Genomic DNA, 23,802 nt, shown 5'->3' with positions numbered 1-23,802 from the left:
ACCTTTTTTATTTGAAAATTAATTATTATATAAAGGCGAAAAGTGTTAATTCAGCTTAGTGGTTATCACTTTTAAACCCAGTGCAACCATAGCGACACCCGTTACTCTATCTACCCAATGCCCCATGTCTTGAAATTTTTTATTGACCGCTGGTCTTGAAAGTAAAAACACTACACTTGAAAACCAAATAAATTGAATAGCCATTATCCAAACGCCGTAAATTAATAGATGTGAAAGAGGTAAGTCAGGCGATAGCACTAAGGTAAATAATGACACAAAATAGATAGGAGCCTTTGGATTCAGTGCGTTACATAAAAAACCGATACCAATACTTTTGAGTGGTGAGTTTTTTACGCTAACTATTTGAACTGCTTCGTGACTTGATTTTTTAGAGGTAATGCCTTTATAACCTAAGTAAAGTAAATAACAGCCACCAATAATTTTAATCGCCCAAAGTGCAGAGCTTGAATTGGCAATAACGGCCGCTAAACCAAGGGCTGAATAGATTAGATGGATAGATAAACCTAGCGTGATCCCTATGCTACATAACAAACCTGTTTTTTTACCATGGGTGAGTGTTTGTTGCGACACTAGTACAAAGTCTGGTCCTGGTGCTGCGGCTGCTAAAAAGTGAATAGTGGTAATGATCATTAAACCTTGAATCAAATCCATCGTGTGTTATCTCTTTATTCTTTATCTTAGAAAAATCATTCTATGGCGAGTGGCCTATTTTGTCTAATGAATGGTCGTTGAATAACGAGGTAATAATTATTTAATGAGAGATTACGAGCTGTAAGCTAACGTGATAAACTTCGCGCAAGTACAGATAAAATTACAGAATACGAAAATAGTCTATGTTTCAATTAAATTTAACTCAGTTTACCCAAGAAGAATTCTTACGTGATTACTGGCAAAAAAAGCCAGTTGTTATCAAACAAGGTTTTTTAAATTTTGAAGATCCTATTTCTCCTGACGAACTTGCTGGTATCGCGTGCGAAGAGCAAGTTCAATCGCGACTGATTCATCATGCTGACGGTAAATGGCAAGCTGAATTTGGTCCGTTTGAATCTTACGATCACTTAGGTGAAGAAAACTGGTCGTTAGTCATACAAGCATTAGATAATTGGTCGGAAGATGCCGCTAAAATTATTGAAGCATTTCGATTTATTCCCCACTGGCGTTTAGACGATTTAATGGCAAGTTTTGCTACGCCTAATGGTAGCGTTGGTCCGCATATGGATAAATACGATACTTTTATTTGCCAAGGTTCAGGTAATCGACGCTGGCGAGTAGGGGACAATGGTGAGCATAAAGAATTTTCGGCTCATACGGCTTTATTACATGTTGAAAGCTTCGACGCTATTATTGATGAAGAGCTTGAAGCGGGCGATATTTTGTATATTCCACCGGGCTTTCCTCACGAAGGTAAGTCATTAAATAATTCAATGAGCTTTTCTGTAGGCTTTAGAACTAACTCAACGGTAAGCTTGTTGAGTGCATTTGCGGATCACCTGATCGACAACGATCAAGGTAACGAGCTAATAGTCGATCCTAATCGAGAAGCCACTCAACATAGCGGTGCAATAGACTCGAAAGATTATTTATTAATTAAAAATCAACTACAGCAATTACTAGATAACGATGATGCTTTTAGAAGTTTTACCGGTTGTTATATGACGCAAGCTAAACATGAAATGGATCTTGTCCCCAACGAAGAACCTTTTGCTGATGAAGATGTAACTGAAATTCTCTCGCAAACCAGTTTATTACGTTTAGGTGGTTTACGTGCTTTCTACTTTACCGATACGGTTGAGCAAGGTATTTGTTATATAAATGGCAGCCAAGTTGATTTTGATTCATCTATTACACCTGTTATTAAACTATTGTGCGATAACGTATGTGTTGATTCAGAAGCACTAGAGCCGTGGAAAGAGAATCCAGCGTTTATCAGTTTTGTTAAAGCGCAACTCGATTTAGGTTATTGGTATTTTGCTGAATAAGCATAAAGGTAAAAAGGTTTGAAGAGTTAGATAAATGCGTATAGATAAATTTATTTGTAAAAGTACTGAGTTAACCCGAACAGAAGCTAAAAAAGTCCTTAAAAGTGGTGATGTACGAGTAAATGGCGAAGTGGTTAAAAACGCAGCAACACAAGTTCACGAAAATAATACCGTCGATATTGACGGTCAAATACTCACGCCAAGAACTTCACGCTATATTATGGTACACAAACCTCTTGATACCATTTGCTCTAACGTAGATGAAGTTTATCCGTCTATTTTGAATTACGTTGAAGTCGATAAAGCGTTTGATTTACACATAGCAGGACGTTTAGATGCAGATACAACCGGACTCGTTATTGTTACAGACGACGGTCGTTGGTCACATAATATTATTTCTCCTAAAAAAGATTGTAATAAAACATACCGTGTTTGGTTAAGAAATCCCATTGACGAATCTGCTATTGAACGCTTTAAAGAAGGTGTTCAGCTACAAGGTGAAACAGGCTTAACTAAGCCCGGTATTTTAGAAATAGTTGAAGAACAAGAGGTATTACTTACCATTACCGAAGGTAAATACCACCAAGTAAAGCGTATGTTTGCTGCAATAGGTAATAAAGTTGTAGGACTACATCGAGAGAGTATTGGTTGTGTAGAACTCGCTGATTTACCGCTAGGTGAATGGCGATACTTAACTGAAGATGAAGTGAGCTTTTTTAGGTAAATGATAATTTTGTGTTAACAAAGACTTTATGGCTTACTCTTTACCGTGTGAAAAAGTCTATTTTATTGTTAATAAAATAATCTAAAAAGCTAAACAAAAATGAATACCTGCCGATAAACTGCTAAGACATTTAATTAATTACAACAAAGGTTGGTTGTTATGGATGTTATTCCAGATCTATTAACGTCGGTACTTGTGCCTAAAGCTGAAAGTATAACAAATAATAGCAAACAAAAACAAAAGCATTATAAGCAGCAAAAGTTAACTAAAAAAGAAGATAAAGTTGATGAAAGTGATGCGGATGAAAGTCAGGCACAATTAGTGAAAAAAAGATCTAACTGGGTAGAAAAAGATAGACGTTCTACTAATGATCGTAGAAAACAAGTTGCTAAACGAGGCCGTTGGTTAGAGTCAAGAAATACTAAAGATCGTAGAGAGTCGGATAAGGTTGGTATTTCAATTACCATTTAGCTTTTTTATAAAACTAAATGGTAAGGGGTATATACCCGTTAGCACTCAAGCGCTTCTTCGATGGGTCTAAAAAAAATTTATGCTTCGTTATTAACTTTAGTAAGGGAATAACCATGACGTAAACTTAATGCCTTGCCTAAATTGTTTTTAGTTCCCACTGAAACCTGCATCTTGAATGATAACGGGTATATGCTATTTTAAAAAAAACTTACTTTTTAGGATTAAGTTGATTAAATTTTTCTAGCTGTTCAGGTGTTGCAGGTAGTTGATGTTTTTCTTTCCATTCAGCATAAGGCATGCCATATACTTGTTCGCGCGCTGTGTCTATATCTATTTCTACACCAAGTTTTTCAGCTTCTGCAACTGTCCACTTAGAAAAGCAGTTTCGACAAAATCCCGCTAAATTCATTAGCTCAATGTTCTGCACGTCTTTACGGTTGTCTAAATGGGCGAGTAAACGTCTAAATACTGCCGCTTGAATTTCTACTTCTTTATCCATTGCTTATTACTCTTTATTGCTTTAGGTGGATACTATGAGAATTTAAAGCTTATTCGGCTTCATCTTCCGGTTGATTTTGTTCATGGCGTCTTATTTGAATAATCATGCCCATGTATGGGTGATCAAAGTAGTGTATTTCTTTACTACGCACACGTTTGTTTTGTTCAAAACGAATTGATTTTAATGTAATAGGTTCTTTAGATACTAGTTGTTGAGTTGCTTGTTCTGCCAACGACATGTTAATAACATTAAAGTCAGCAGTAATATGTAAAAAGTGATCTACTTCTACTTTTAAAAAGCCATCTATAGTCCAAGACTGCGGTGGCTTTTGTGGTTCAATTAATGGGGTCTCAAGCGTATTTTCTCCGCCTGTCATTAATAAATCACTGATTGGATTAACCACGCCATTTGGACTAGTATTCAAGCTGTTTAACACATTATCAATAGTTGGTTCAGTGGTTTGCGCTTGCTGTAAAATATTACTTATTTTATTTTGTAAAAGTTGCTGTTGCAGTGCTTCGTGACTATTTGTTGTATTGTCATCAATCAATTGATTATTAACGTTTTGCGCTATTAAAGCTTGTTCTTCTAGTAAAAGGTTATTTTGTTGTTGCTTAACTGCATCTTGGTAGTTTTCAAGCGCCTGATAATAAGGCTGCATTAAGTTTTCACCCGCATATAATTTGAGTGGTATTGCTTCGCTTTTGGTTCTTGTTATTTGTCTCCACCCCATATGAAGTAAAGGTCTGAAGTTTCTACTACGCTTAAGTTGTTTGACTATGTCGTTTAGTTGTAGAGAGGCTTCATTAATTATATAAGGCTGCTCTGTTGTTAGGTCTTCTTCACCAGAGAATAATAGTGGCGTGCTTTCTAGCGATACATCATTATAAGAAAAGTATGGATGATTTTTTTTGTAGTCATCAAAAAACACTTCGGGAACACGACAAAATTCTTGCGGTACATCAAATGAAGAAAACGTATATTGTTGCTGAGTATTCGCTTCACGAGCTTGTTCTGTCAGCTCTTCTTGTAATGTAATGAGGTTGTCTGTTGTTGATAATGTATGGTCAATTTGTTCAACTGCTGCTTGAACGTCATTATCTTTTTCAATAATACCTGGCTCACTTAATAACAGAGTACTATCAATAGTATTGTTCGTTCGATCGCCTTGAGTATCGTCAGTTACACTTTCAATTACTGTATTAGGGGCAAGTGAAGTAATTTCACTAAGCTCTTTTGTAATATTGGCGTTGTTAAAAAGATAAAAGTTGTTTGCTATATCTTCTAATATTGCTTCATCAAAGGTTTGATACTGAATTTCAACAGGGTTAAGTGTAAATTCAGTATTTTTTTGATTCGAAAATTCAGTACAACTTGGTATTCTATTTTTTAATTGAGCGATATTAGGGGATAAATAAGGACCTAAAAGATCGATAAAATGTTCAGGCGTAGGCAGAACACTTGTTTCAGGAAATACTTCTTGTAATTGACTTTTATCGTCAATTTGGCGAAATAAAATCACTTCTATTTCAAACCATGAGTTTGAATAGCTAATAGCGGCATTAGCACTTGACGACAATGTTAATGTGGGCAGCAATGCTATCAAACTGGCTGTTTTTAGTATGTTCCTAATCAAGTCGTTTCCTTTAATTTCTACGCTATAAGCTATGTTATCTAACAATAATACCAAAGTTCAAGGGTAAAGAGTTACTAATAAATTTACATTTTGTTTACAATTGAGTTTGTCATCATCAATACTAAGCTAACTCATTTAAAATAGTGGCTATTAGTATAAATCGAGATTTACTGTCTTCAGTTTTTTGAATAAATTTAAGTTTGTTAGCTCCGTCCATTTTATATATGGTATTTTTTTGCTGAATAAGTTTAATAATTTGCATGGGGTCAACTTTAGTGTCGTCGCTAAATTCAATTGAACCGCCTGAGTCATGGGCTTCGATTCTTGAAATACCAATTTTTTGTGCTTTAAGACGAAGTTTAGCAATGTGAACAAGATTCTTTGCAGGTTGTGGTAATAAGCCAAATCGATCGATGAGTTCAACCTGAATTTCGTCTAATTCTTGTTTGTTTTTACAGCTGGCAATACGTTTATAAATACTTAAGCGTAAACTTATATCAAAAATATAATCGTCAGGTAATAAAGCGGGAACTCGTAGCTCAATTTCTGTTTGATTACGCATCACTTGGTCTAGCGATAACTCTTTACCGTCTTTGAGTGAAGAAACCGCTTGATCAAGCATTTCCATGTATAAACTAAAACCTATTTGGCTCATAGAACCACTTTGATCTTCACCTAATAATTCTCCGGCACCACGTATTTCTAAATCGTGTGTGGCTAGTGTAAAACCAGCACCTAAATCTTCAAGTGATGCGATAGCGTCTAATCGCTTTTTGGCATCTTTGGTCATGGCTTTTTCATGGGGCGTTAATAAATAAGCATAAGCTTGGTGATGCGAACGACCTACGCGGCCTCTAAGTTGATGAAGCTGAGCTAAACCTAAACGGTCGGCTCGGTCCATTATGATAGTGTTGGCACTTGGTACATCGATACCGGTTTCAATAATGGTGGTACATAAAAGTACATTGTAACGTTGATGATAAAAGTCGCTCATTACACGTTCTAAGTCACGCTCTCCCATTTGACCATGGGCAACAATAATACGTGCTTCAGGCACTAAAATTTGAATGTCTGCTGCAGTTTTTTCTATGGTGTCTACGTTGTTATGTAAAAAGTAAACTTGGCCACCACGTACTGTTTCGCGCAGTATTGATTCACGAATCAGCGCATCGTCTCTTTGTCTTACAAAGGTTTTTACGGCTAAACGTTTGGCTGGTGGTGTAGCAATAATTGATAAATCGCGCATGCCGCCCATAGCCATATTTAATGTTCTAGGAATAGGGGTTGCGGTTAATGTTAAAATATCAACATTGCTACGCAGTTGTTTAATTTTTTCTTTTTGTTTAACGCCAAAGCGATGTTCTTCATCAACAACTAATAAACCTAAATCTTTATATTTGATACTGTTTTGTAAAAGCTTATGAGTACCAATTAAAATATCTATTTCACCAGACTCTACTTTAGCGATAACAGCGTTTTGTTCTTTAGCGGTTTTAAAACGAGATAATACTTCGATAGAGACTGGCCAATTAGCAAAACGGTCTCTAAAGTTTTCGTAATGTTGTTGTGCAAGTAGAGTAGTTGGAACAAGGATCGCTGTTTGTTTACCGTCGTTAACCGCGATAAAAGCGGCGCGCATAGCGACTTCTGTTTTACCAAAGCCAACATCACCACATACTAAGCGGTCCATGGTTTTAGGTGAAAGCATATCGCTAATTACGGCATTAATTGCCTGCTCTTGGTCATGGGTTTCTTCAAAGCCGAAGCTGTCAGCAAAAGCGCGATAGTCATCTTTGTCGCGTTTAAATGTATAGCCGTGATTGGTGGCACGTTTGGCATAAATATCTAATAATTCAGCAGCTACGTCTTTAACTTTTTCAATGGCTTTTTTCTTCGCTTTACTCCAACTGTCGGTGCCTAACTTGTGTAAAGGAGCATGTTCGGCATCGGTACCTGAGTAACGACTAATTAAATGTAGCGAGCCAACAGGTACGTAAAGCTTTGATTCGTTAGCATAAGTTAACATTAAAAATTCGGTGGTCATGCCGCCTGTTTCTAATGTTTCTAAGCCTGAGTAGCGACCAATACCATGGTCGATATGCACAACAGGTTGGCCGATTGATAGTTCAGCTAAGTTTTTAAATAAAGCGTCAGCTTGAATATCTTTTTGTTTATTTCTACGGCGTGTTTGTTGAACTCTGTCGCCAAGTAATTCTGATTCGGTAATAAGGGCGATAGCATTCTTTTTCGCAACGCCTTTACTTTGAAAGATAAAACCATGGGTTAAGGCATTTACAGTTATACCAATAACGTCATCGCTTTCAATAAAGGCGTCGATATTTGTAAATGTTTTCGGTTTTATATTGTTGCGTTGTAATAATTCTAAAACACTTTCTCGGCGGCCTTGGCTTTCAGCAATAAATAAAATTTTACCGGGGGATTCTTTGTTTTTCATGAATTGGGTGAGCAATTCAAAAGGCTGTTTTAGTTTATGATCTACGGTTAAGTCAGGTAGTGTGTTTACGTCGAAATGAATAGTACCTGCTTTGCTGGTTGACTCTTCATTTGCTGTATCGTCAGTTGTTTGCTCTGTATTTTGAGCCTGTAAAACTATTCTATCGTAAGGTTTTATCGCGCTATAAAGTTCTTCGCTATTTAAAAAAAGTTTTTCAGGCGCAAGTAATGGGCGTGATGTATTGTATTTTCGGTCTTCATATCTATATTGAGCATCGGCCCAGAACTGTGTTTGTGCTTTATCTATATCACCAGAAATAATCACTAAAGTATTTTCAGATAAATAATCACACAAGGTATTTGTTTCATCAAAAAACAGCGGTAGATAATACTCAATACCGGCGGGTAAAATACCGTTACTTACTTGATGGTAAACTGAATCTTTAGGAATATTGCCCGTAAACATTTCGCGGTATTGGCTTCTAAATAAGTTAATACCGTCTTTATCTGTTGGAAATTCGTGCGCAGGTAATAAATCTATACCGTCAACTTTGTCGCTAGAGCGTTGGCTTTCAGGATCAAATAAACGAATTTCATCTATTTCATCATCAAAAAAATCTAATCTAAACGGTGTTTTACTTCCCATAGGGAATAAATCAATAATGGCACCACGAGCGCAAAACTCACCATGCTCCATTACTTGGTCTACCGCACGATAACCACTTGCTTCAAGTTCTTGTCTAAGTTGATGAAGATCTTTTCTATCACCTTTTTTAATAATTAAACTGTTTAAATCAAGATACTTTTTAGGTGAAATACGTTGCAGCAAGGTACACACAGGTACGATTACAACACCTCTTTCCATTCGTGAAAGTTGATACAAAGTAGCAAGGCGTTGAGAAATAATGTCTTGATGAGGAGAAAAAGTATCGTAAGGCAGCGTTTCCCAATCAGGAAATAAGCAAATGGATAAGGCTTTACTTGTATTTAAGCTTTTTAGCTCTTGTTCAATCCTTATAGCTGATGGCGTGTCATGAGTTAGCAGTAAAACAGGCGACTCGGCATTACATGCACCGTGATATATCGCTAAGCTTGAGCTACTGCCTTGTAAGTTTGTCCATGTTTTTTTATCTGCATTTTTTCCTTTTCTTTTCGCTAATACGGGATTGAAAAGGCTTGTATTCTTGCTCATAACATCTCTATAAAATATGTGATTTTAGTGGTGTTTCAAACTTAGAGTTGTCGTTAAAAGCCGACAGTTAAAAGTTTGAAAATCGGCGTTATATTAGCATGAGATGGATCATAAAGTTTAGATAGATAGAAAGTTTTTGAGTAAAAACATTAATTATATAAAAAGCATTTGAACGAAACGGTTAGGGTCTTATTCTTTACATTAAATAACATAAATATTACCCTATCGGCAATGGAATCAATTTAAAAGGAAATTACTATGTCTTGGACTAAGCTTGACACGAATATCAACGCACAATCACTTATGGCATTAGATACTATTTCTTGTAAGAAATACGGTGTAAATTTAAGTCAAAACTTCCCATTTAATAAAGTCAATTTTACCTGCCAAGCTCTAGCTATGCTGTCGCAATTAAATGATTTTGACCAACAAATGGTAGAAAAAGAAATTAAGTACATTTGTGCACACCCCAATGCTAAAAATTCATTAAAACACAGTCGTAACCCTCTAAAACGTTTATGGCGTACGCAATACCCATTTCGTAGTTATCATTATTTGATTAGGTATTCCTTATCGTCTAATAAAATAGATATTGAGGATGTGTTATTTGATAGACAACTTAGTGGTCCGAAGAATAACTTTTCAGCAGAGCGTACTATGCTGTATGAAGTCGATAGATTAACATATGCAACTTATGATAAAGCCATGGATAAAGATGGACTTAAAGCATTAGAAGGAGCATGGGAAAGAAACCCTTCACCAACGTCTCAAGTTAATACAAGTCATGCTGCTGTTAATGGAATGCTTAATGAATTAGATAAAGCTGCATGGTTAATGGGCACGCATTTAGATGCCGCTTACCAAAGTGATGGCATAAAAGCCTATACATTGTTTCATAATCCTACTGATAATTTATGTTTAGATTTAGCAGAATGTGCTTTTGATAAACGGCAAGGGAAGAAATCTCATAATGCACAGCATTTGGCCGCGATTTTAGCTCAAAATAGTCAGCAAGGAAAAAAAGTTAAATGGTTGGTACATAGTCAAGGCGCCATTATATTTTGTGCAGCGTTAGAACATTATCGGATTTATTATGGAAAACCGTTAACAACACAAGAAGTAGCAATACACGGCTCAGGGGCTAATCTGACACACTTAAAAAAAATAGCGAATGGAATGAAGATGAAAATTCATTCAGTACGCAATAATCCCTTTGATTTAGTACCTAATATTGCAGGTGCGAACGACCTTTCATCAAGTAGTTTGGTACGGTCAATGAAATTTGGTAAATACCTAGTAGCAGATCCTGGCATTAGCCCTCATACGTTACCGTTTTTAGGGTTAAATTCCTACGCAGACCAATTGCAGTTATTGGGTAATATTCCTGCGGCAACTAAAGTAAGAAAATTTATTAATACACTACCTAAAGGTGATAGTCGAATATGATGCACTTAATAAAAGGCTTTTGTCGTGGTTTTGTGGGCGGGCCTGATTTTAATCGATGCATTACACATCACTTTATTTTGGGGGATAAACAATTAACACTTCAATTACCAGACAGTAATGTTATGGCGGTTCCCAATAAAGTAGATGTTAGTTTTCCGCATACTTCAACTAGTTGGTTTGAGCAAAATGCCAAAACATATGAACAGCATAAATTTGTGCGTATCGTGACTGAAAACTGGATGTATGTACCTGTTATCTCGATTATTCCAGGTGATGAATTTGGTATGTTGAGTTGTCAATTACGTATTAAACAGACGGATAAAATAAATGTATTAGATAAACAAGCTTTAGCTAACTTTTTGATTCAAGAATATGAAGATTATCATAATAGGTCTGATGGGAAAAACACCAAAATTCGTCAAGAAATTATAGAGCAGTCAAGTAAAATGTTTAGGCCATTTGAAGCAGAAGCATTAGAGGAAGAAATTAAAGGTTGGATTGAAAATAGGGGGATGCCACCGATTCCTGCAGCTTATATTAAAAGCTTTAATCAAATCGATTGGGTATTTTATCAAGAAGTTCGTAATAACCGTTTGTCGCGTAATGATTATTATTGTTTACCGTTAAGTGAGAATAGCTTTTTAGAGGTTGATTTTAGACACCGAGTAGATCGTTCTGATAAACATAAAAAATGGTCGAATCATGCTTTAGCCTCACAAGAACGCATTATGGAATCCATCACCTTATCGGATATACCCGATGAACAAGATAACTTAATCATTCTAAAATAAGTTAAATAACATCTATTGGAAGTTATCTATTTTAAATTCTGATAAAATAGCTTTTTGCAATTTTCAGCTTGTACCTTATATTTTTAAGGACAGTTATTTGATTTATTTTTTAGGATACTCCTTTGACCAATAACGATATTTTACGTCGCCTTAGATACACGTTTAATTTTAACGACCAAAAAATGATTAACATTTTTGCTTTAGCTGAAAGTACGGTTACCCGTGAAGAAGTAAGCAATTGGTTAAAAAAGGAAGAAGATCCAGCTCATGTTAATTGTTCTGACGTAATGTTAGCGACTTTTTTGAATGGTTTAATTAATGAGAAAAGAGGCAAGAAAGACGGTCCTCAACCTCAGCCAGAAAAAAGAATTACCAATAATATTATTTTAACTAAGTTAAAAATTGCCCTTAACTTAAAAGCTGAAGACATACTTGAAATTGTAAAAGCTGAAGAGTTTAATTTTAGTAAATCTGAGCTTGGTGCTTTTTTCAGAAAGTCAGACCATAAACATTATAAGGTGTGTAAAGATCAGTTTTTACGTAACTTTATTCGTGGTTTAGATAACAAATACCATGTTAGCCGCCCTGAAAAATATACGAAAAAACAAGATGCACCAGCTAAAGAAAATAATCGTTCTGATAGTGGTACTAAAAGCTGGTCTAAAAAAGCGGATAGGACGTCTGATAATGCGCCAGAGAATATAGACAAAAATTACAATGCAGCTTCACCGAATGCAAGTAAGTTGTATGTTAATCCTAAAGCAACTAAAAAACCTGAACCAGAGCGTAAAGTGTTAAAGCTTAAACCTAAAGATATTTGGGGCGAGTAATTTTTAACAGGTTCAATATTTAAAGCCTAATGTCCATTAGGCTTTTTATTTCTTCTTTACTTTAAATTCAAAAATCAAACATTAGAAAGTTAAGCCATGTTGTATTTATTCATTATATTTTTAAGTGCTTTTTTACTCTTTCAAGTTCAGCCCCTTATAGCTAAATTAATATTGCCATTATTTGGTGGTGGTGCGGCTATTTGGACAGCTTGTTTATTGTTTTTTCAAGCCTTTTTATTGTTAGGGTATTTATACGCACACATACTTTCTAAATGTAGAAGCTTGTCGATTCAAGTATCAATTCATGCAGTAGCCTTATTTACCAGTTTGTTTTTTATGCCGATAGGGCTAAAACAACTTAGCGAGTTTAATCAATTAGCTCCTTTAAGCGATATTTTACAGTTGTTAGTGTTGTCTATTGGCGTGCCTTATTTTTTACTTTCGTCTACCGGTCCGCTAGTACAAAAATGGTTAAGTTATGTGTATGCCACTAAAGCTGATTTTACCCCTTATAAGCTGTATTCCCTTTCTAATATAGGTTCTTTGCTGGCGTTATTGAGTTACCCGTTTATATTTGAACCATTATTTAGCTTACCTAATCAGTTGATGTATTGGTCGGCGGGTTACATTTTATTAGTGGTATTGCTTATCGCTTTTTGCGTGCAATTATTCAGGTTAGTGTCGGGTGTTTCCCCGTTACAAGAAAGTAGCGAAGAAGCTGATGTTACTCATATAAAAGCCTTTAAACTTGATTGGTTATTATGGCTGGCCTTATCTGCTGTAGGTGTTATTTTATTAGTGTCTATTACCAATGCGATGACACAAAACATTCCGCCAGTTCCTTTTTTATGGATACTTCCACTAAGTTTATATTTATTAACTTTTATTATTAGTTTTCATAGCCCTAAATGGTACGTGCGTTGGTATTGGTACATTTTATTTGTACTGAGTTCATTTGCTGGTTTACTTATGTTTTTTATCGGATCTCAGTTCGATATTTTATCTCAAGTACTTATTTATTCGGGGATTTTATTGTCGTCTTGTATGATCTGTCATGGTGAATTAGTTAAGCTAAAACCGTCTACCGACAGACTAACCTTATTCTATTTAAATATGTCGTTGGGTGGTTTTTTAGGTAGCGCCTTTGTTGCTTTTGTTGCGCAACGATTTTTCACTCAGTTTTTAGAGTTTCCCATCGCCTTAGTGGCGGTATTTATATTACTGGGTTTGTGTACTTATATATTGAAAAGCTTTTCGAATAATAAGGCTGAAAAATTCACAACACTTATTGCTAGCTCTTGTGGTGTTTTTGCTATTTTACTTGTGGTGGGCTTTGTATCGCTGAATCAACAATTTAAAGAAAATACCGTAGAACTCAGTCGAAATTTTTACGGTATTTTAAGTGTGAAAGACGTTGAAGTTAACGGCATTGTTGAACGCCGATTAATTGATGGGACAACCTCGCACGGCACACAATCGCAAAACGAAAACCTAGCCCATATCCCAATGAGTTACTACCGTGAAAATACAGGCGTAGCACTAGCACTTCAGCATTTGTTTTTAACACCTACTATGAATGTAGGATTAGTTGGCCTAGGCGCTGGCACATTAGCCACTTACGGACGTAGAGGCGATAATTATACCTTTTACGAACTAAACCCAAACGTTGAACGCATGGCGCGACAATACTTTACGTATATTGAACAGAGTAGGGCGAATGTCGAAGTAGTTTTAGGTGATGGCCGTGTAACGCTGCAAAAAGAGCTAGATAACGGAACCATTAATAATTTTGATGTATTGGTGATTGATGCTTTTTCTGGCGATTCAGTACCTGCGCATTTACTAACAACCGAAGCGTTTGAACTGTACTTTAAGCATTTAAAAGCGGATGGAGTATTAGCGATTCATGTATCTAATAGTCATTTAGATTTAACGGCATTAGTAAAAGGGCTTGCTAAAAATAGTAACTATTCAGCCCTGTATTTTAAAACCAAAGCGACGGAGAAAGAGGTTACTCAAACAGAATGGGTTGTGGTAACAAATAATAAGTCGTTTATAAGAAATACGAAGGTGAAACGCTTACAGTCACAATGGCCGAATGCAAACGAATTGGTATGGACTGATAATTACAGTAATTTGTTATCGGTGTTGAAGTAACGTTGCTTGAATATAAGTGTTTAGTATAAGGATAAGGAGTTAACTTAATAGCTTTATCGTTTATAAAGCTATTAAGTCATTGATATTATAAAGCAGGAGGTTACCAACTCCCCGTGTTTTCCATACTTAACCAAGGTTCTTGAGGCGGAAGTGCTTCACCTTTTTGTAGTAATTCAATTGAAATGTTATCAGGCGATTTAATAAAAGCCATGTGTCCGCAACGTGGTGGTCTGTTAACTGTAACTCCAGCATCAAGGACCTTTTGGCAAAAGTCGTAAATGTTATCTACTTCAAAGGCTAAATGGCCAAAGTTTCTGCCTATGCTGTATTCTTCAGTTGAACCCCAGTTGTGCGTGAGCTCTACTTCAGGTTCACCTATTGCCGTAGCTAAGTAAATTAGTGTGAATTTACCTTCAGGTACGTCAATGCGCTTGGTTTCAACTAAACCGAGTAAATCAACGTAAAATTTTAGTGAAGCGTCTAGGTCGTTCACTCGAACCATGCTGTGTAGAAATTTCATAATAGGTATTGTTACTCCGTTTTTTCTTTAAAATCGCATAAGTCTTCGATAATGCAAGAGCCGCATTTGGGTTTTCTTGCTACGCATGTGTATCGTCCATGAAGAATAAACCAGTGATGTAAGTTAAAGAAAAACTCCGTTTTTCTTGGGGTATTTTTTACAATACTTTTTTCTGTTTCTTCTACGGTTTTACCTTTAGCGTAACCTGTGCGATTAGCTAAACGTTGAATGTGGGTATCTACTGCAATGAAGTAGTTACCTTCGTTGTCTTTTAATTGACCAAAGGCTGTATTTAACACGACGTTTGCTGTTTTTCTACCAACACCGGGTAGGGCTTCTAAAGCTGCTCGGCTTTCAGGTACTTCGCCGCCATGTAAGTCTACCAACATTTGGCAGGTTTTCATGGTGTTTACGGCTTTGGTGTTAAATAAACCAATGGTTTTTATGTAAGACTTTAAACCGTCTAAACCAAGGTCGAGGATCGCTTGTGGGGTATTAGCTACAGGATACAGTTTATCGGTCGCTTTATTTACGCCAACATCAGTTGACTGAGCTGAAAGAAGCACGGCAATTAATAGCTCGAACGGAGTGCTAAAATTTAGCTCGGTGGTAGGATTAGGATTGTTATCTCTTAATCTTGTCAGCATTTCTATTCGTGATTCTTTATTCATATTTCAGCTTCTACTACTTTGTTTTTTATTTATTAACTCGCATCAAAATTTACGCGTACACGCTCGATTGATTTAGCTTCTTTTTTAGGTGCGCTTTCGGCAATTTTATTATCAATAAAGTTTTTCAGTGCGATAAATAACCCCATGGCAATAAATGCTCCTGGGGGAAGTACAGCAAGTAAAAATTGGTTATCAAGGTTATATACTTCTATGCGTAATATATGAGCCCATTCGCCTAATAATAAGTGTGCGCCGTCAAATAAAGTACCTTGACCGAGCACTTCTCTTACTGCGCCTAATACAAATAAAACCAGTAGAAAACCTAAGCCCATCATTAAGCCGTCAAAGGTGGCTTGTTTAACGGGGTTTTTAGAGGCGTATGCTTCTGCACGGCCGATAATGGCACAGTTAGTTACGATTAACGGAAGAAAAATACCTAACGATTGATAGAGCACGAAGGTATATGCGTTCATTAATAACTGAACACAAGTAACGAACGAGGCGATAATTAATACAAAAATAGGAATGCGAACTTCTTTAGGAACCCATTTACGTACTAATGAAACCGTCGCGTTTGAACAGATTAATACGAATAGCGTTGCTATACCTAAACCTAACGCATTGGTGACTGTTGAGGTTACGGCTAATAACGGACATAAGCCTAATAGTTGAACGAGGCCGGGGTTGTTTTTCCATAAACCTTGCCATGCGAGTTCTTTGTATTCTGCGCCGTTTGTCATTCAATATCTCCACAATTTCTCGGTTGAGCGAATAACGTTTCTTTGTTTTCGTTAAAATAAGCCACTGTGTTATGTACAGCTTTTACTACGGCTCTTGGTGTTATGGTTGCACCTGTAAATTGGTCGAACATGCCGCCATCTTTAGCAACTTTCCAGCGAGGATCTGGATTGCCATTAATCTTTTTGTCGGTAAATGTTGTGATCCAAGAGTTTCTTTTAAGTTCTATTTTGTCACCTAAACCGGGGGTCTCGTTATGATCTAGTACCCTAACGCCACTCACAACACCACTCGTTTTAATACCAACAATAATATCAATATTTCCGTTGTATCCGTCGGGTGCTGTGGCGGTTATTGCCATAGCAACGGGGGAATCATTATAAGTTGCAATATAAGCAGCATGAGGTGTTTGATTTTTTGACTTAGCTGCTTTATCAGAACCTGTTTGGCTGAACATAATACAATCGTTAATTATTTCGTTGTTATATGTTGCAGGGTCAATAACTTGTGATAGCGTTTTGAGTAATTGCTGTTGTTTTTGTAACTCAATTTCATCTTTAGTTAATGAGTGGACTATGCCGACAACAGCGGTACAAACGATAGCGAATATGGCAAGCACATTAGCATTTTTTTGAATAGCTTTACGCATTAGTTTTATCCTGAGCATTCTGCGTTTTTTTATGTCCGTATGTGCGAGGACGTGTGTATTGATCGATTAAAGGCGCAGACATATTACAAAGTAACACAGCGAAAGCCATAGCTTCAGGGTAACCACCATATTTTCTGATAATAAATACAAGTAAGGCAGCTAAAGCACCAAAAATCATTCTTCCTTTATTACTGGTAGCGCCCGAGACTGGGTCGGTAAGAATAAAGAATGCGCCCAGCATACAAGCACCATTAAACCAATGAAACATGGTTGAAGCATTGCTGTCAGGGCTATACATGAAGGCGATGAATGAAAATAAAAATAGGCTAAATAGAAAGCTAAAAGGGGTGATCCAATCAATGGCTTTTTTAAATATTAAAAACAAGCCACCCAGTAAAAAGCCAGCATTTACCCATTCCCAGCCTATACCAAAGTTTTTACCTATAACGGCGCTGTCCATGCTTTCAGCAATGGTTAAACCTAAGGTTAAATTGGTTTTAACGGTATCTAACGGGGTTGCCATGGTGTAACCGTCTATGTGTCTTTTTAATTGTTCAACTGAGTAACCGTCTGTGGTGTAGCTGGTAAAAATAACTGAGAGCGTGTCAAATGCACTTAAGTCGATTGCCATTAACTGTAATGGCGGTTGCCACGATGTCATTTGAACAGGGAATGATATAAGTAGCATGACATAGCCTGCCATAGCTGGGTTGAATGGATTATGACCCAAGCCGCCGTATAGCTGTTTTACAATAATAATGGCAAATGCTGCACCTAAAATAGATATCCACCATGGCGCTAATGCGGGTAAGCTAATACCTAAAAGTATGGCAGTTAAAATGGCACTACCATCGAAAATTTGTTCAGGAATTTTCTTTTCTCTTAAGGATAAAATAAAAAACTCAGCAACTAATGCGCTCGCAATAGCTAATGAAATATGAATTAAGTTACCCCAACCAAAAAAGTACCATTGCGCCAAAATACCTGGGATGGTGGCGTAAATTACCAACCTCATTAAAGCAGATGTTTTATTTTTTAAATGGTTATGCGGCGAGCTTGCGATCCAAAAGGCCATAATTTAAGTTAACTCTGAACGTTGTTGTTTTTTGGCTTTTGCTTTAGCGACTGCTTCAGCAATTCTTTTTTTCTTCTCTTCTGCTATCGTATTTTTACTTGTATCTTTACTGTCTGTTGGTGTTGTAACTTCTTTTTTTGCTCTGGCTTTCGCTACAGCTTGTGCTATTTTAGCTTTTTTATCGTCTTCGTTTGCAACGGTAGCATCGGTCACTTTAGGTGTTTCAATAATTTCAGGTGCTTTCACTGTTTCAGCTACTTTCTGGGTGTTTGCAGCTTTTGATGTATCAGTAGCAGGAACATCACTTTCTTCAGTTACCGTAGAAGGGACTTCTTTAGCTGTATTTTCTTTCGCTAGTTTTTTAGCTTTTGCTTTGGCAATAGTTGCTGCGATTTTTGCTTTTTTATCGTCTACGTTTTTAACGTTTGCTTCGGTCACTTTAGGTGTTTCAACAACGTCAGGTGTTTTCACTGTTTCAGCAGCAGGAGCATCACTTTCTTCAGTTACCGTAGAGGGAGTTTCTTTAGCTGTATTTTCTTTCGCAAGTTTTTTAGCTTTTGCTTTGGCGATAGTTGCTGCGATTTTTGCTTTTTTATCGTCTTCGTTTGCAACGGTAGCTTCGGTCAATTTAGGTGTTTCAACAACGTCAGGTACTTTTACTGTTTCAGCAGCAGGAGCATCACTTTCTTCAGTTACCGTAGAGGGAGTTTCTTTAGCTGTATTTTCTTTCGCAAGTTTTTTAGCTTTTGCTTTTGCGATAGTTGCTGCTACTTTTGCTTTTTTATCTTCTGGAGACACCTCTAAAGCAGGTTTACTTTCTGTTTTATTGTCTGTCTGATTGTCTTGTTTATCTTTAATTTTAGCTGGATTTTCAGTATCAAAGTTATTTTGGTTGGCTAATTTTTTTGCTTTAGCACGAGCGATCGCAGCTGCAATTTGTGGGTTTTTAGGTTTTTCTGAGGCTTCTACTGCCTGCTCTTGAGGAGTTGTCGTTGCAGTATCTGTAGTTTGTGCTTTTTTAGCTTTTACACGTGCTAAAGCTGCAGCAACCGCCGACATTTCATTTTTGGCTTCAGGAGTGCCTGAATTCATTCTTGCTTTACGGGCTTCAGCGGCTTTACGTTGTTTTTCTTCTCGCGCTTTTTTGTCTCGTTCTAATCTTAGCTTACGCGCTTCAAATCTTATTTTTGCTTTTTCTGCTTTTATTTCAAGCTGTTTTTGTTCACGTATTTCAGCTTTACCAATGCGATAGTAATGTACTAGCGGAATGTAACTAGGGCATACGTAAGCGCAAGCACCACATTCTATACAGTCAAATAAGTTAAGGGTTTCTAGTTGCTCGTGATCTTTAGCTTTTGCGCTCCACTGGAGTTCTTGCGGAAGAAGCTGGGCAGGGCATACATCGGCACATTGTCCGCAGCGTATACATTCAACTTCTGTATTTTCAGCAGCAATTTCTTTTTCACTTGGTGCAAGTACACAGTTTGTTATTTTTACAACGGGTACATTGCCTGACGGTAAAGTAAACCCCATCATAGGGCCGCCCATAATAACGCGTTGTTTATTACTTTGCGGTTGGTATTCACATTGCTCAAGTAAATAGTTAACAGGGGTTCCTAGTAAAGCCCATACGTTTTGAGGTTTATTTAAACCTAAACCTGTAACCGTAGTGACTCGTTTAATTAACGGAATATCGTTAATTACGGCATCAGCAATAGCATAGCAGGTTGCTATGTTTTGCATGATAATACCTTGAGAACTCGGTAAAAATCCGCTGGGTATTTCTTTACCTGTTAATATTTGAATAAGTTGTTTTTCTCCGCCAGAAGGGTATTTGGTGGGAATAACACAAACTCTTATATGTTCGAGATCTTTAGTCGCATTTTGTAGTGTTTTAATGGCTTCAGGTTTGTTGTCTTCTATACCAATTAATACATATTCAGGATTAATGAGTTGATGAAGAATATTGATGCCATCAATTATTGTTGGGCTTTGTTCTCTGATCAGTAAATCGTCTGCTGTTATATAAGGTTCACATTCAGCAGCATTAATGATTAAAAACTCTATTCTCTTAGAATGAGCAGCTGAGCTGTTAGCTTTGATATGAGTAGGGAAGCCTGCACCGCCCATACCTGCTATGCCTGCATTCGCTATTTTTTCTAATAGTTCGAAACGACTGAGTTTATGATAATCAGTGCAAATATTGCGCTGTTGCCATGTGTCGTTGCCATCAGGCGCTAAGAATAAACAAGGTTCTTGTAACGCCGAAGGGTGGGCAATAGTTGCATCTTTAATTGCTGTAATAGTGCCACTTGTTGGAGCGTGAATAGGTACAGCCATTGGATGATTACTAGCTGTTAATACTTGACCTTTTAACACTTTATCGCCTACAGATACGATTAACTCACCTGCTTGACCAATATGTTGTTGCAGTGGAAGAATGAGCTCTTTTGGTAAAGGCAAAGTACGAATAGGTTTGTTTTCAGTGATAAACTTTTGTTCAGGTGGGTGAATGCCACCATGGAATTTCCAAAATTGGTTTTTATCAATTCGGTTAATAATAGAATTCACGTATTTTCCTAATCAACTTGTGTTACAGGTATGCTATTTAAATCCCACTGCCAACTTTGTTTCGTTGTTTCAATCGGTCGCATTTCAATACAATCAACGGGACAAGGTGCAACACATAGATCACAACCAGTGCATTCATCTACAATAACGGTATGCATTTGTTTGGTGGTACCGATAATGGCATCTACTGGACACGCTTGTATGCATTTAGTACAACCTATGCAGTCTTCTTCAATAATGAAGGCTACTTTTGGTGTGTTGTCGGTTGCATGGTTTTCATCTAATGCTTGTACTTCGACACCCATTAATTCAGCTATTTTTTTGATAGTTTCTTCGCCACCTGGTGCACATTTATTAATGGCTTCACCATTTGCTACAGCATCTGCGTAGGGCTTACAACCTGGGTAGCCACATTGGCCACATTGTGTTTGTGGCAGTAGGTCATCTATTTGTTCTGCGAGTGGATCACCTTCAACTTTAAATCGAATTGAGGCATAGCCGAGCAAAGCACCAAATAATAGGGCAATAAAACCGATAACAAGAATTGCGATAACGATAGACATTAAAACTTCACCAATCCTGTAAATCCCATAAAGGCTAATGACATTAAGCCCGCTGTGATCATTGCTATTGCTGAACCTTTAAATGGAGCAGGAATATCGGCATTGGCTAATTTTTCTCGCATAGCAGAAAACATAATCAGTACTAATGAAAAACCTGCAGCGGCACCAAAACCGTAGATTATAGATTCAAAGAAGTTGTGTTGTTCATACAAGTTAAGTAAAGCAACACCTAATACAGCACAGTTAGTGGTAATAAGGGGGAGGAATATACCTAAAAGGCGATATAAATTGGCACTCGTTTTATGTACTACCATCTCGGTAAATTGTACGACAACAGCAATCACTAATATGAAAGCCATTGTAGTTAAATACTCTAACCCTAGTGGCGCTAAAATATAGGTATTAACAAGGTAACTGAGTAATGAAGCTAATGTCATTACAAATGTCGTCGCATAGGCCATGCCAACAGCAGTTTCAGTACGAGATGAAACTCCCATGAAAGGGCATAATCCTAAAAATTTTACGAGTACAAAGTTATTCACTAACACAGTACCGACTAATAATAAGAGATATTCAGACATTTAATGATTACATTGGTAAATTTATGGTGGATATTATCCGTTTTTATACCAAAAGAAACAACCGCTTGATTGTAGGGTTATTCATCAATTTGGAAAGTTTATGGGCCATTTTAAGTAATTGTTTATATTGCGAGCAATTATGTAGGGATAAGTTGGTTTTAATATTTAAGAGAGATGTTTTTATAGTTTGAATAGAGCTGCAATGTTATTTTAAGTAAAGAGCATCGCAGCGAGGTAATGTATAAAAACTTTACAAAGGTAAAGGCTTACCTATATAAAACCCTTGGCAACCATCTACAAAGAGCTTTTCTAGGGCAAATTTTTCTTCTTGTCCTTCAACACTTTCAGCTAATACTGAGATGCTTAATCTATGCGCTAAATCTACCATTAAACGTAAAAAGTATTGATTGTTTTTATCTTCATCAATATCACGTGTATAGGTACTGTCCATTTTAATAAAGTCAGGTTTTAAATCTTTAAAGAATTTAAATGATGTTAACCCAACACCAAAACGCTCAACTGTTACTTTAGAACCAGCTCTGTGGATCATATCGATAAAGCGTTTGCTGGTTTTAATGTTTTGTTGTAATCCGTATTCTGTTATTTCAAAAATAAGCCTTGAAGCAATTGATGAATCTCTGAGTAATCTTCTTTCTAACCAAATTAAGAAGTGTTCATCGTGAATACTGCGTGTACTTACGTTAATTCCATAAGAAGAACTCGTAAGGTTTTTATTGGTTATTTCAGAAATAACTTTTTCGATGATCATTTTGTCTATAGCTACAATCTTATCGAGTTTTTCTGCCATAGCAACAAAAGAAGCCGTAGGTAACATTTCTTCATTTGAATTTAAGAATCTTGCTAGTATTTCACCGTAAACTTTAACATTTCGGTTAGACGGCTTAATGTTTTGTACAAGTAAAGTGATTCTTTGATTTTCTATTACGTTATCAATCTCTTGACGCCAGTTTTGATTACCATAACTAGCACTGGCACTTTCTAAAATATCTGTATCAGTTTGTGCATGCCAAGAGTTTTTATGTTGGGTTTGAGCTATGCTGATCCCTGTATCCGCTAAGGCTAATAACTCGCCTAAGGGTTTGTCTTTTTGAAAAGAAACTAATCCTGTAAATGCAACAGAATCTAAATCAGAAACTTGTTGGTATGAGTTGAATTTTTCAGTTAATTGTTTTGCATAATTTTCAGCATTATTCATTGTACTGTTGGGGATTATAGTTGCAAAGTCAGAGCTGTTTAGTCTAAAAAGTTGCGCTCCTTGGTACTTAGCTATTAACCCTTTCATTATTTCTGCTACACCACATATATAGGTGTCACCAGCATTGTAACCATGAATTTGGTTTATTGTTTGTAGCTCTGAGCATCGTGTAATTGATAACACGCCAAATTTAATTGATTTATCTCCGCTTATTTGATTTTCAAAATATTGAACAAAACGGCTACGATTACTTAATTTTGTAATAGGTTCTAAAAACGCTTTTTCTTCAAGGGCTGTTGTACTTAAATGATGAGTATTAACTAATTTTTTTAGTTCAGTAAATATTTGAGTAAATTCAGCTGGAGCTTTATTTTTTAAGGTTTCATTTTCTGAAAAGTCACTTTCTATTGCTGTTTTTAAATCATCACATAATTTCTTTAAAAGTGCTTTGTAGCTGTGCGAGCTTAATAAACTAGCAATGAATATAAAGATAAAAGTTAAACCTAACACTAAAGAAAGTATTTTTATAATGAGTGATGATTCATTACTAAAATCAAGCTGATAAATAATAGTTAGATTGTTCTCTACGGTTAACTTATTAACTTTAGGTAAAGTGTAAGGTAATACAAATGTTTTGATAGGATTTGAAGAGTTATATACACTTGTATCTGAGTTTTTGGTTATTTTTAGTAATGTGTACTTATAATTTGAATGTAACGATCTTATAAAAACTTGCTCCATTAAATCGTTTTTATTTTGCTGTAACTCATCATTTAACAATAAAGTTGAGTTTGCTTTAATTATAGATGCATGATTGTTTTGTATTTCTTGTAAATATTTTGATGTGGTTAATATTGAGAAGAGTACAACAATTAAAGAAAAAACAATTCCTAATATGCAATTCCGTAGCAATAATTGAGAAAAAGTATACATAATAAATTTGTTAGCTCCAAAAGAACAAATGTTAAATGATTTTACGTGCTATATATATCATATAGCAAGAAAATATACTATTGAG

Annotated in this window: 19 protein-coding genes and 1 pseudogene; 7 read left to right on the top strand and 13 right to left on the bottom strand. The window is 36.3% G+C overall.

Features of this window, described 5'->3' with window-relative positions; genetic code table 11:
- Nucleotides 1–45: 45 nt before the first annotated feature.
- A complete protein-coding gene (locus B0X80_RS05525) occupies nt 46–672 on the bottom strand; it encodes a LysE family translocator (protein WP_077338785.1) in 627 nt (208 codons plus the stop codon).
- A 182-nt stretch (nt 673–854) separates the two neighbouring features.
- Here B0X80_RS05525 and B0X80_RS05520 point away from each other — a divergent pair, with 182 nt between their 5' ends.
- From B0X80_RS05520 to B0X80_RS05510, 3 genes are all read left to right on the top strand, one after another.
- Nucleotides 855–2,000 carry a ribosomal protein uL16 3-hydroxylase gene (locus B0X80_RS05520; RefSeq protein ID WP_077338784.1) on the top strand — a complete coding sequence of 382 codons (1,146 nt, stop codon included), beginning with the start codon at nt 855–857 and terminating at the stop codon, nt 1,998–2,000.
- Between the two features lie 34 nt (nt 2,001–2,034).
- The gene (locus B0X80_RS05515; protein WP_077338783.1) at nt 2,035–2,724 is read left to right on the top strand and encodes a pseudouridine synthase; all 690 of its coding nucleotides are present in this window, start codon (nt 2,035–2,037) and stop codon (nt 2,722–2,724) included.
- Between the two features lie 159 nt (nt 2,725–2,883).
- Nucleotides 2,884–3,195, top strand: a complete 312-nt coding sequence (locus B0X80_RS05510; protein WP_077338782.1) for a hypothetical protein — start codon at nt 2,884–2,886, stop codon at nt 3,193–3,195.
- A gap of 208 nt (nt 3,196–3,403) precedes the next feature.
- Here B0X80_RS05510 and B0X80_RS05505 read toward each other — a convergent pair whose 3' ends face one another.
- From B0X80_RS05505 to mfd, 3 genes are all read right to left on the bottom strand, one after another.
- On the bottom strand, nt 3,404–3,694 hold the full coding sequence (locus tag B0X80_RS05505; RefSeq protein WP_077338781.1) for a DUF1244 domain-containing protein: 291 nt from the start codon (nt 3,692–3,694) through the stop codon (nt 3,404–3,406).
- 49 nt (nt 3,695–3,743) lie between these two features.
- Nucleotides 3,744–5,330, bottom strand: coding sequence for a CsiV family protein (locus B0X80_RS05500; protein ID WP_175623878.1), 1,587 nt, complete (start codon nt 5,328–5,330; stop codon nt 3,744–3,746).
- Between the two features lie 121 nt (nt 5,331–5,451).
- Nucleotides 5,452–8,976, bottom strand: coding sequence for a transcription-repair coupling factor (gene mfd / locus B0X80_RS05495; protein ID WP_077338779.1), 3,525 nt, complete (start codon nt 8,974–8,976; stop codon nt 5,452–5,454).
- Nucleotides 8,977–9,234: 258 nt separating this feature from the next.
- Here mfd and B0X80_RS05490 point away from each other — a divergent pair, with 258 nt between their 5' ends.
- The 4 genes and pseudogenes from B0X80_RS05490 (at nt 9,235) to B0X80_RS05475 (ending at nt 14,200) form a co-directional block, all read left to right on the top strand.
- Nucleotides 9,235–10,422: a hypothetical protein gene (locus tag B0X80_RS05490; protein WP_077338778.1), complete on the top strand. Its 1,188-nt coding sequence runs from the start codon at nt 9,235–9,237 to the stop codon at nt 10,420–10,422.
- Nucleotides 10,419–11,213 (top strand): hypothetical protein, encoded by a 795-nt coding sequence (locus B0X80_RS05485; RefSeq protein WP_077338777.1) that lies wholly within the window; start codon nt 10,419–10,421, stop codon nt 11,211–11,213. The genes B0X80_RS05490 and B0X80_RS05485 overlap by 4 nt, the downstream gene beginning before the upstream one ends.
- Before the next feature lie 122 nt (nt 11,214–11,335).
- Nucleotides 11,336–11,803: pseudogene (locus B0X80_RS05480) on the top strand (YehS family protein); the annotation flags it as partial.
- Between the two features lie 336 nt (nt 11,804–12,139).
- Nucleotides 12,140–14,200, top strand: a complete 2,061-nt coding sequence (locus tag B0X80_RS05475) for a fused MFS/spermidine synthase (RefSeq protein WP_077338775.1) — start codon at nt 12,140–12,142, stop codon at nt 14,198–14,200.
- 100 nt (nt 14,201–14,300) lie between these two features.
- On the opposite strand, the gene B0X80_RS05470 is transcribed toward B0X80_RS05475, so the two are convergent.
- The 9 genes from B0X80_RS05470 to B0X80_RS05430 form a co-directional block, all read right to left on the bottom strand.
- Nucleotides 14,301–14,720: a VOC family protein gene (locus B0X80_RS05470; protein ID WP_077338774.1), complete on the bottom strand. Its 420-nt coding sequence runs from the start codon at nt 14,718–14,720 to the stop codon at nt 14,301–14,303.
- 11 nt (nt 14,721–14,731) lie between these two features.
- Nucleotides 14,732–15,391, bottom strand: a complete 660-nt coding sequence (gene nth / locus B0X80_RS05465; RefSeq protein ID WP_077338773.1) for an endonuclease III — start codon at nt 15,389–15,391, stop codon at nt 14,732–14,734.
- A 32-nt stretch (nt 15,392–15,423) separates the two neighbouring features.
- Nucleotides 15,424–16,131, bottom strand: coding sequence for an electron transport complex subunit E (locus B0X80_RS05460; RefSeq protein WP_077338772.1), 708 nt, complete (start codon nt 16,129–16,131; stop codon nt 15,424–15,426).
- Nucleotides 16,128–16,778 (bottom strand): electron transport complex subunit RsxG, encoded by a 651-nt coding sequence (gene rsxG / locus B0X80_RS05455; RefSeq protein WP_077338771.1) that lies wholly within the window; start codon nt 16,776–16,778, stop codon nt 16,128–16,130. The genes B0X80_RS05460 and rsxG overlap by 4 nt, the downstream gene beginning before the upstream one ends.
- A complete protein-coding gene (gene rsxD / locus B0X80_RS05450) occupies nt 16,771–17,853 on the bottom strand; it encodes an electron transport complex subunit RsxD (RefSeq protein ID WP_077338770.1) in 1,083 nt (360 codons plus the stop codon). The genes rsxG and rsxD overlap by 8 nt, the downstream gene beginning before the upstream one ends.
- 3 nt (nt 17,854–17,856) lie before the next feature.
- Complete coding sequence (gene rsxC, locus B0X80_RS05445; RefSeq protein WP_077338769.1) at nt 17,857–20,424, bottom strand: electron transport complex subunit RsxC; 2,568 nt, start codon at nt 20,422–20,424, stop codon at nt 17,857–17,859.
- Between the two features lie 8 nt (nt 20,425–20,432).
- Nucleotides 20,433–20,987, bottom strand: a complete 555-nt coding sequence (gene rsxB / locus B0X80_RS05440) for an electron transport complex subunit RsxB (RefSeq protein WP_077338768.1) — start codon at nt 20,985–20,987, stop codon at nt 20,433–20,435.
- On the bottom strand, nt 20,987–21,568 hold the full coding sequence (gene rsxA / locus B0X80_RS05435; RefSeq protein ID WP_076419737.1) for an electron transport complex subunit RsxA: 582 nt from the start codon (nt 21,566–21,568) through the stop codon (nt 20,987–20,989). Before rsxA ends, rsxB begins: the two co-directional genes overlap by 1 nt.
- 250 nt (nt 21,569–21,818) lie before the next feature.
- Entirely contained in the window at nt 21,819–23,717 is a 1,899-nt protein-coding gene (locus tag B0X80_RS05430; RefSeq protein ID WP_077338767.1) for an EAL domain-containing protein, read from the bottom strand.
- Between the last annotated feature and the right edge of the window lie 85 nt (nt 23,718–23,802).

Origin of the sequence: Pseudocolwellia agarivorans, assembly GCF_002000085.1 — a bacterium.
Classification (GTDB): domain Bacteria; phylum Pseudomonadota; class Gammaproteobacteria; order Enterobacterales; family Alteromonadaceae; genus Pseudocolwellia; species Pseudocolwellia agarivorans.
The sequence above is the reverse complement of the archived record's forward strand: the minus strand, read 5'-3'. Positions and strand labels throughout refer to the sequence as shown.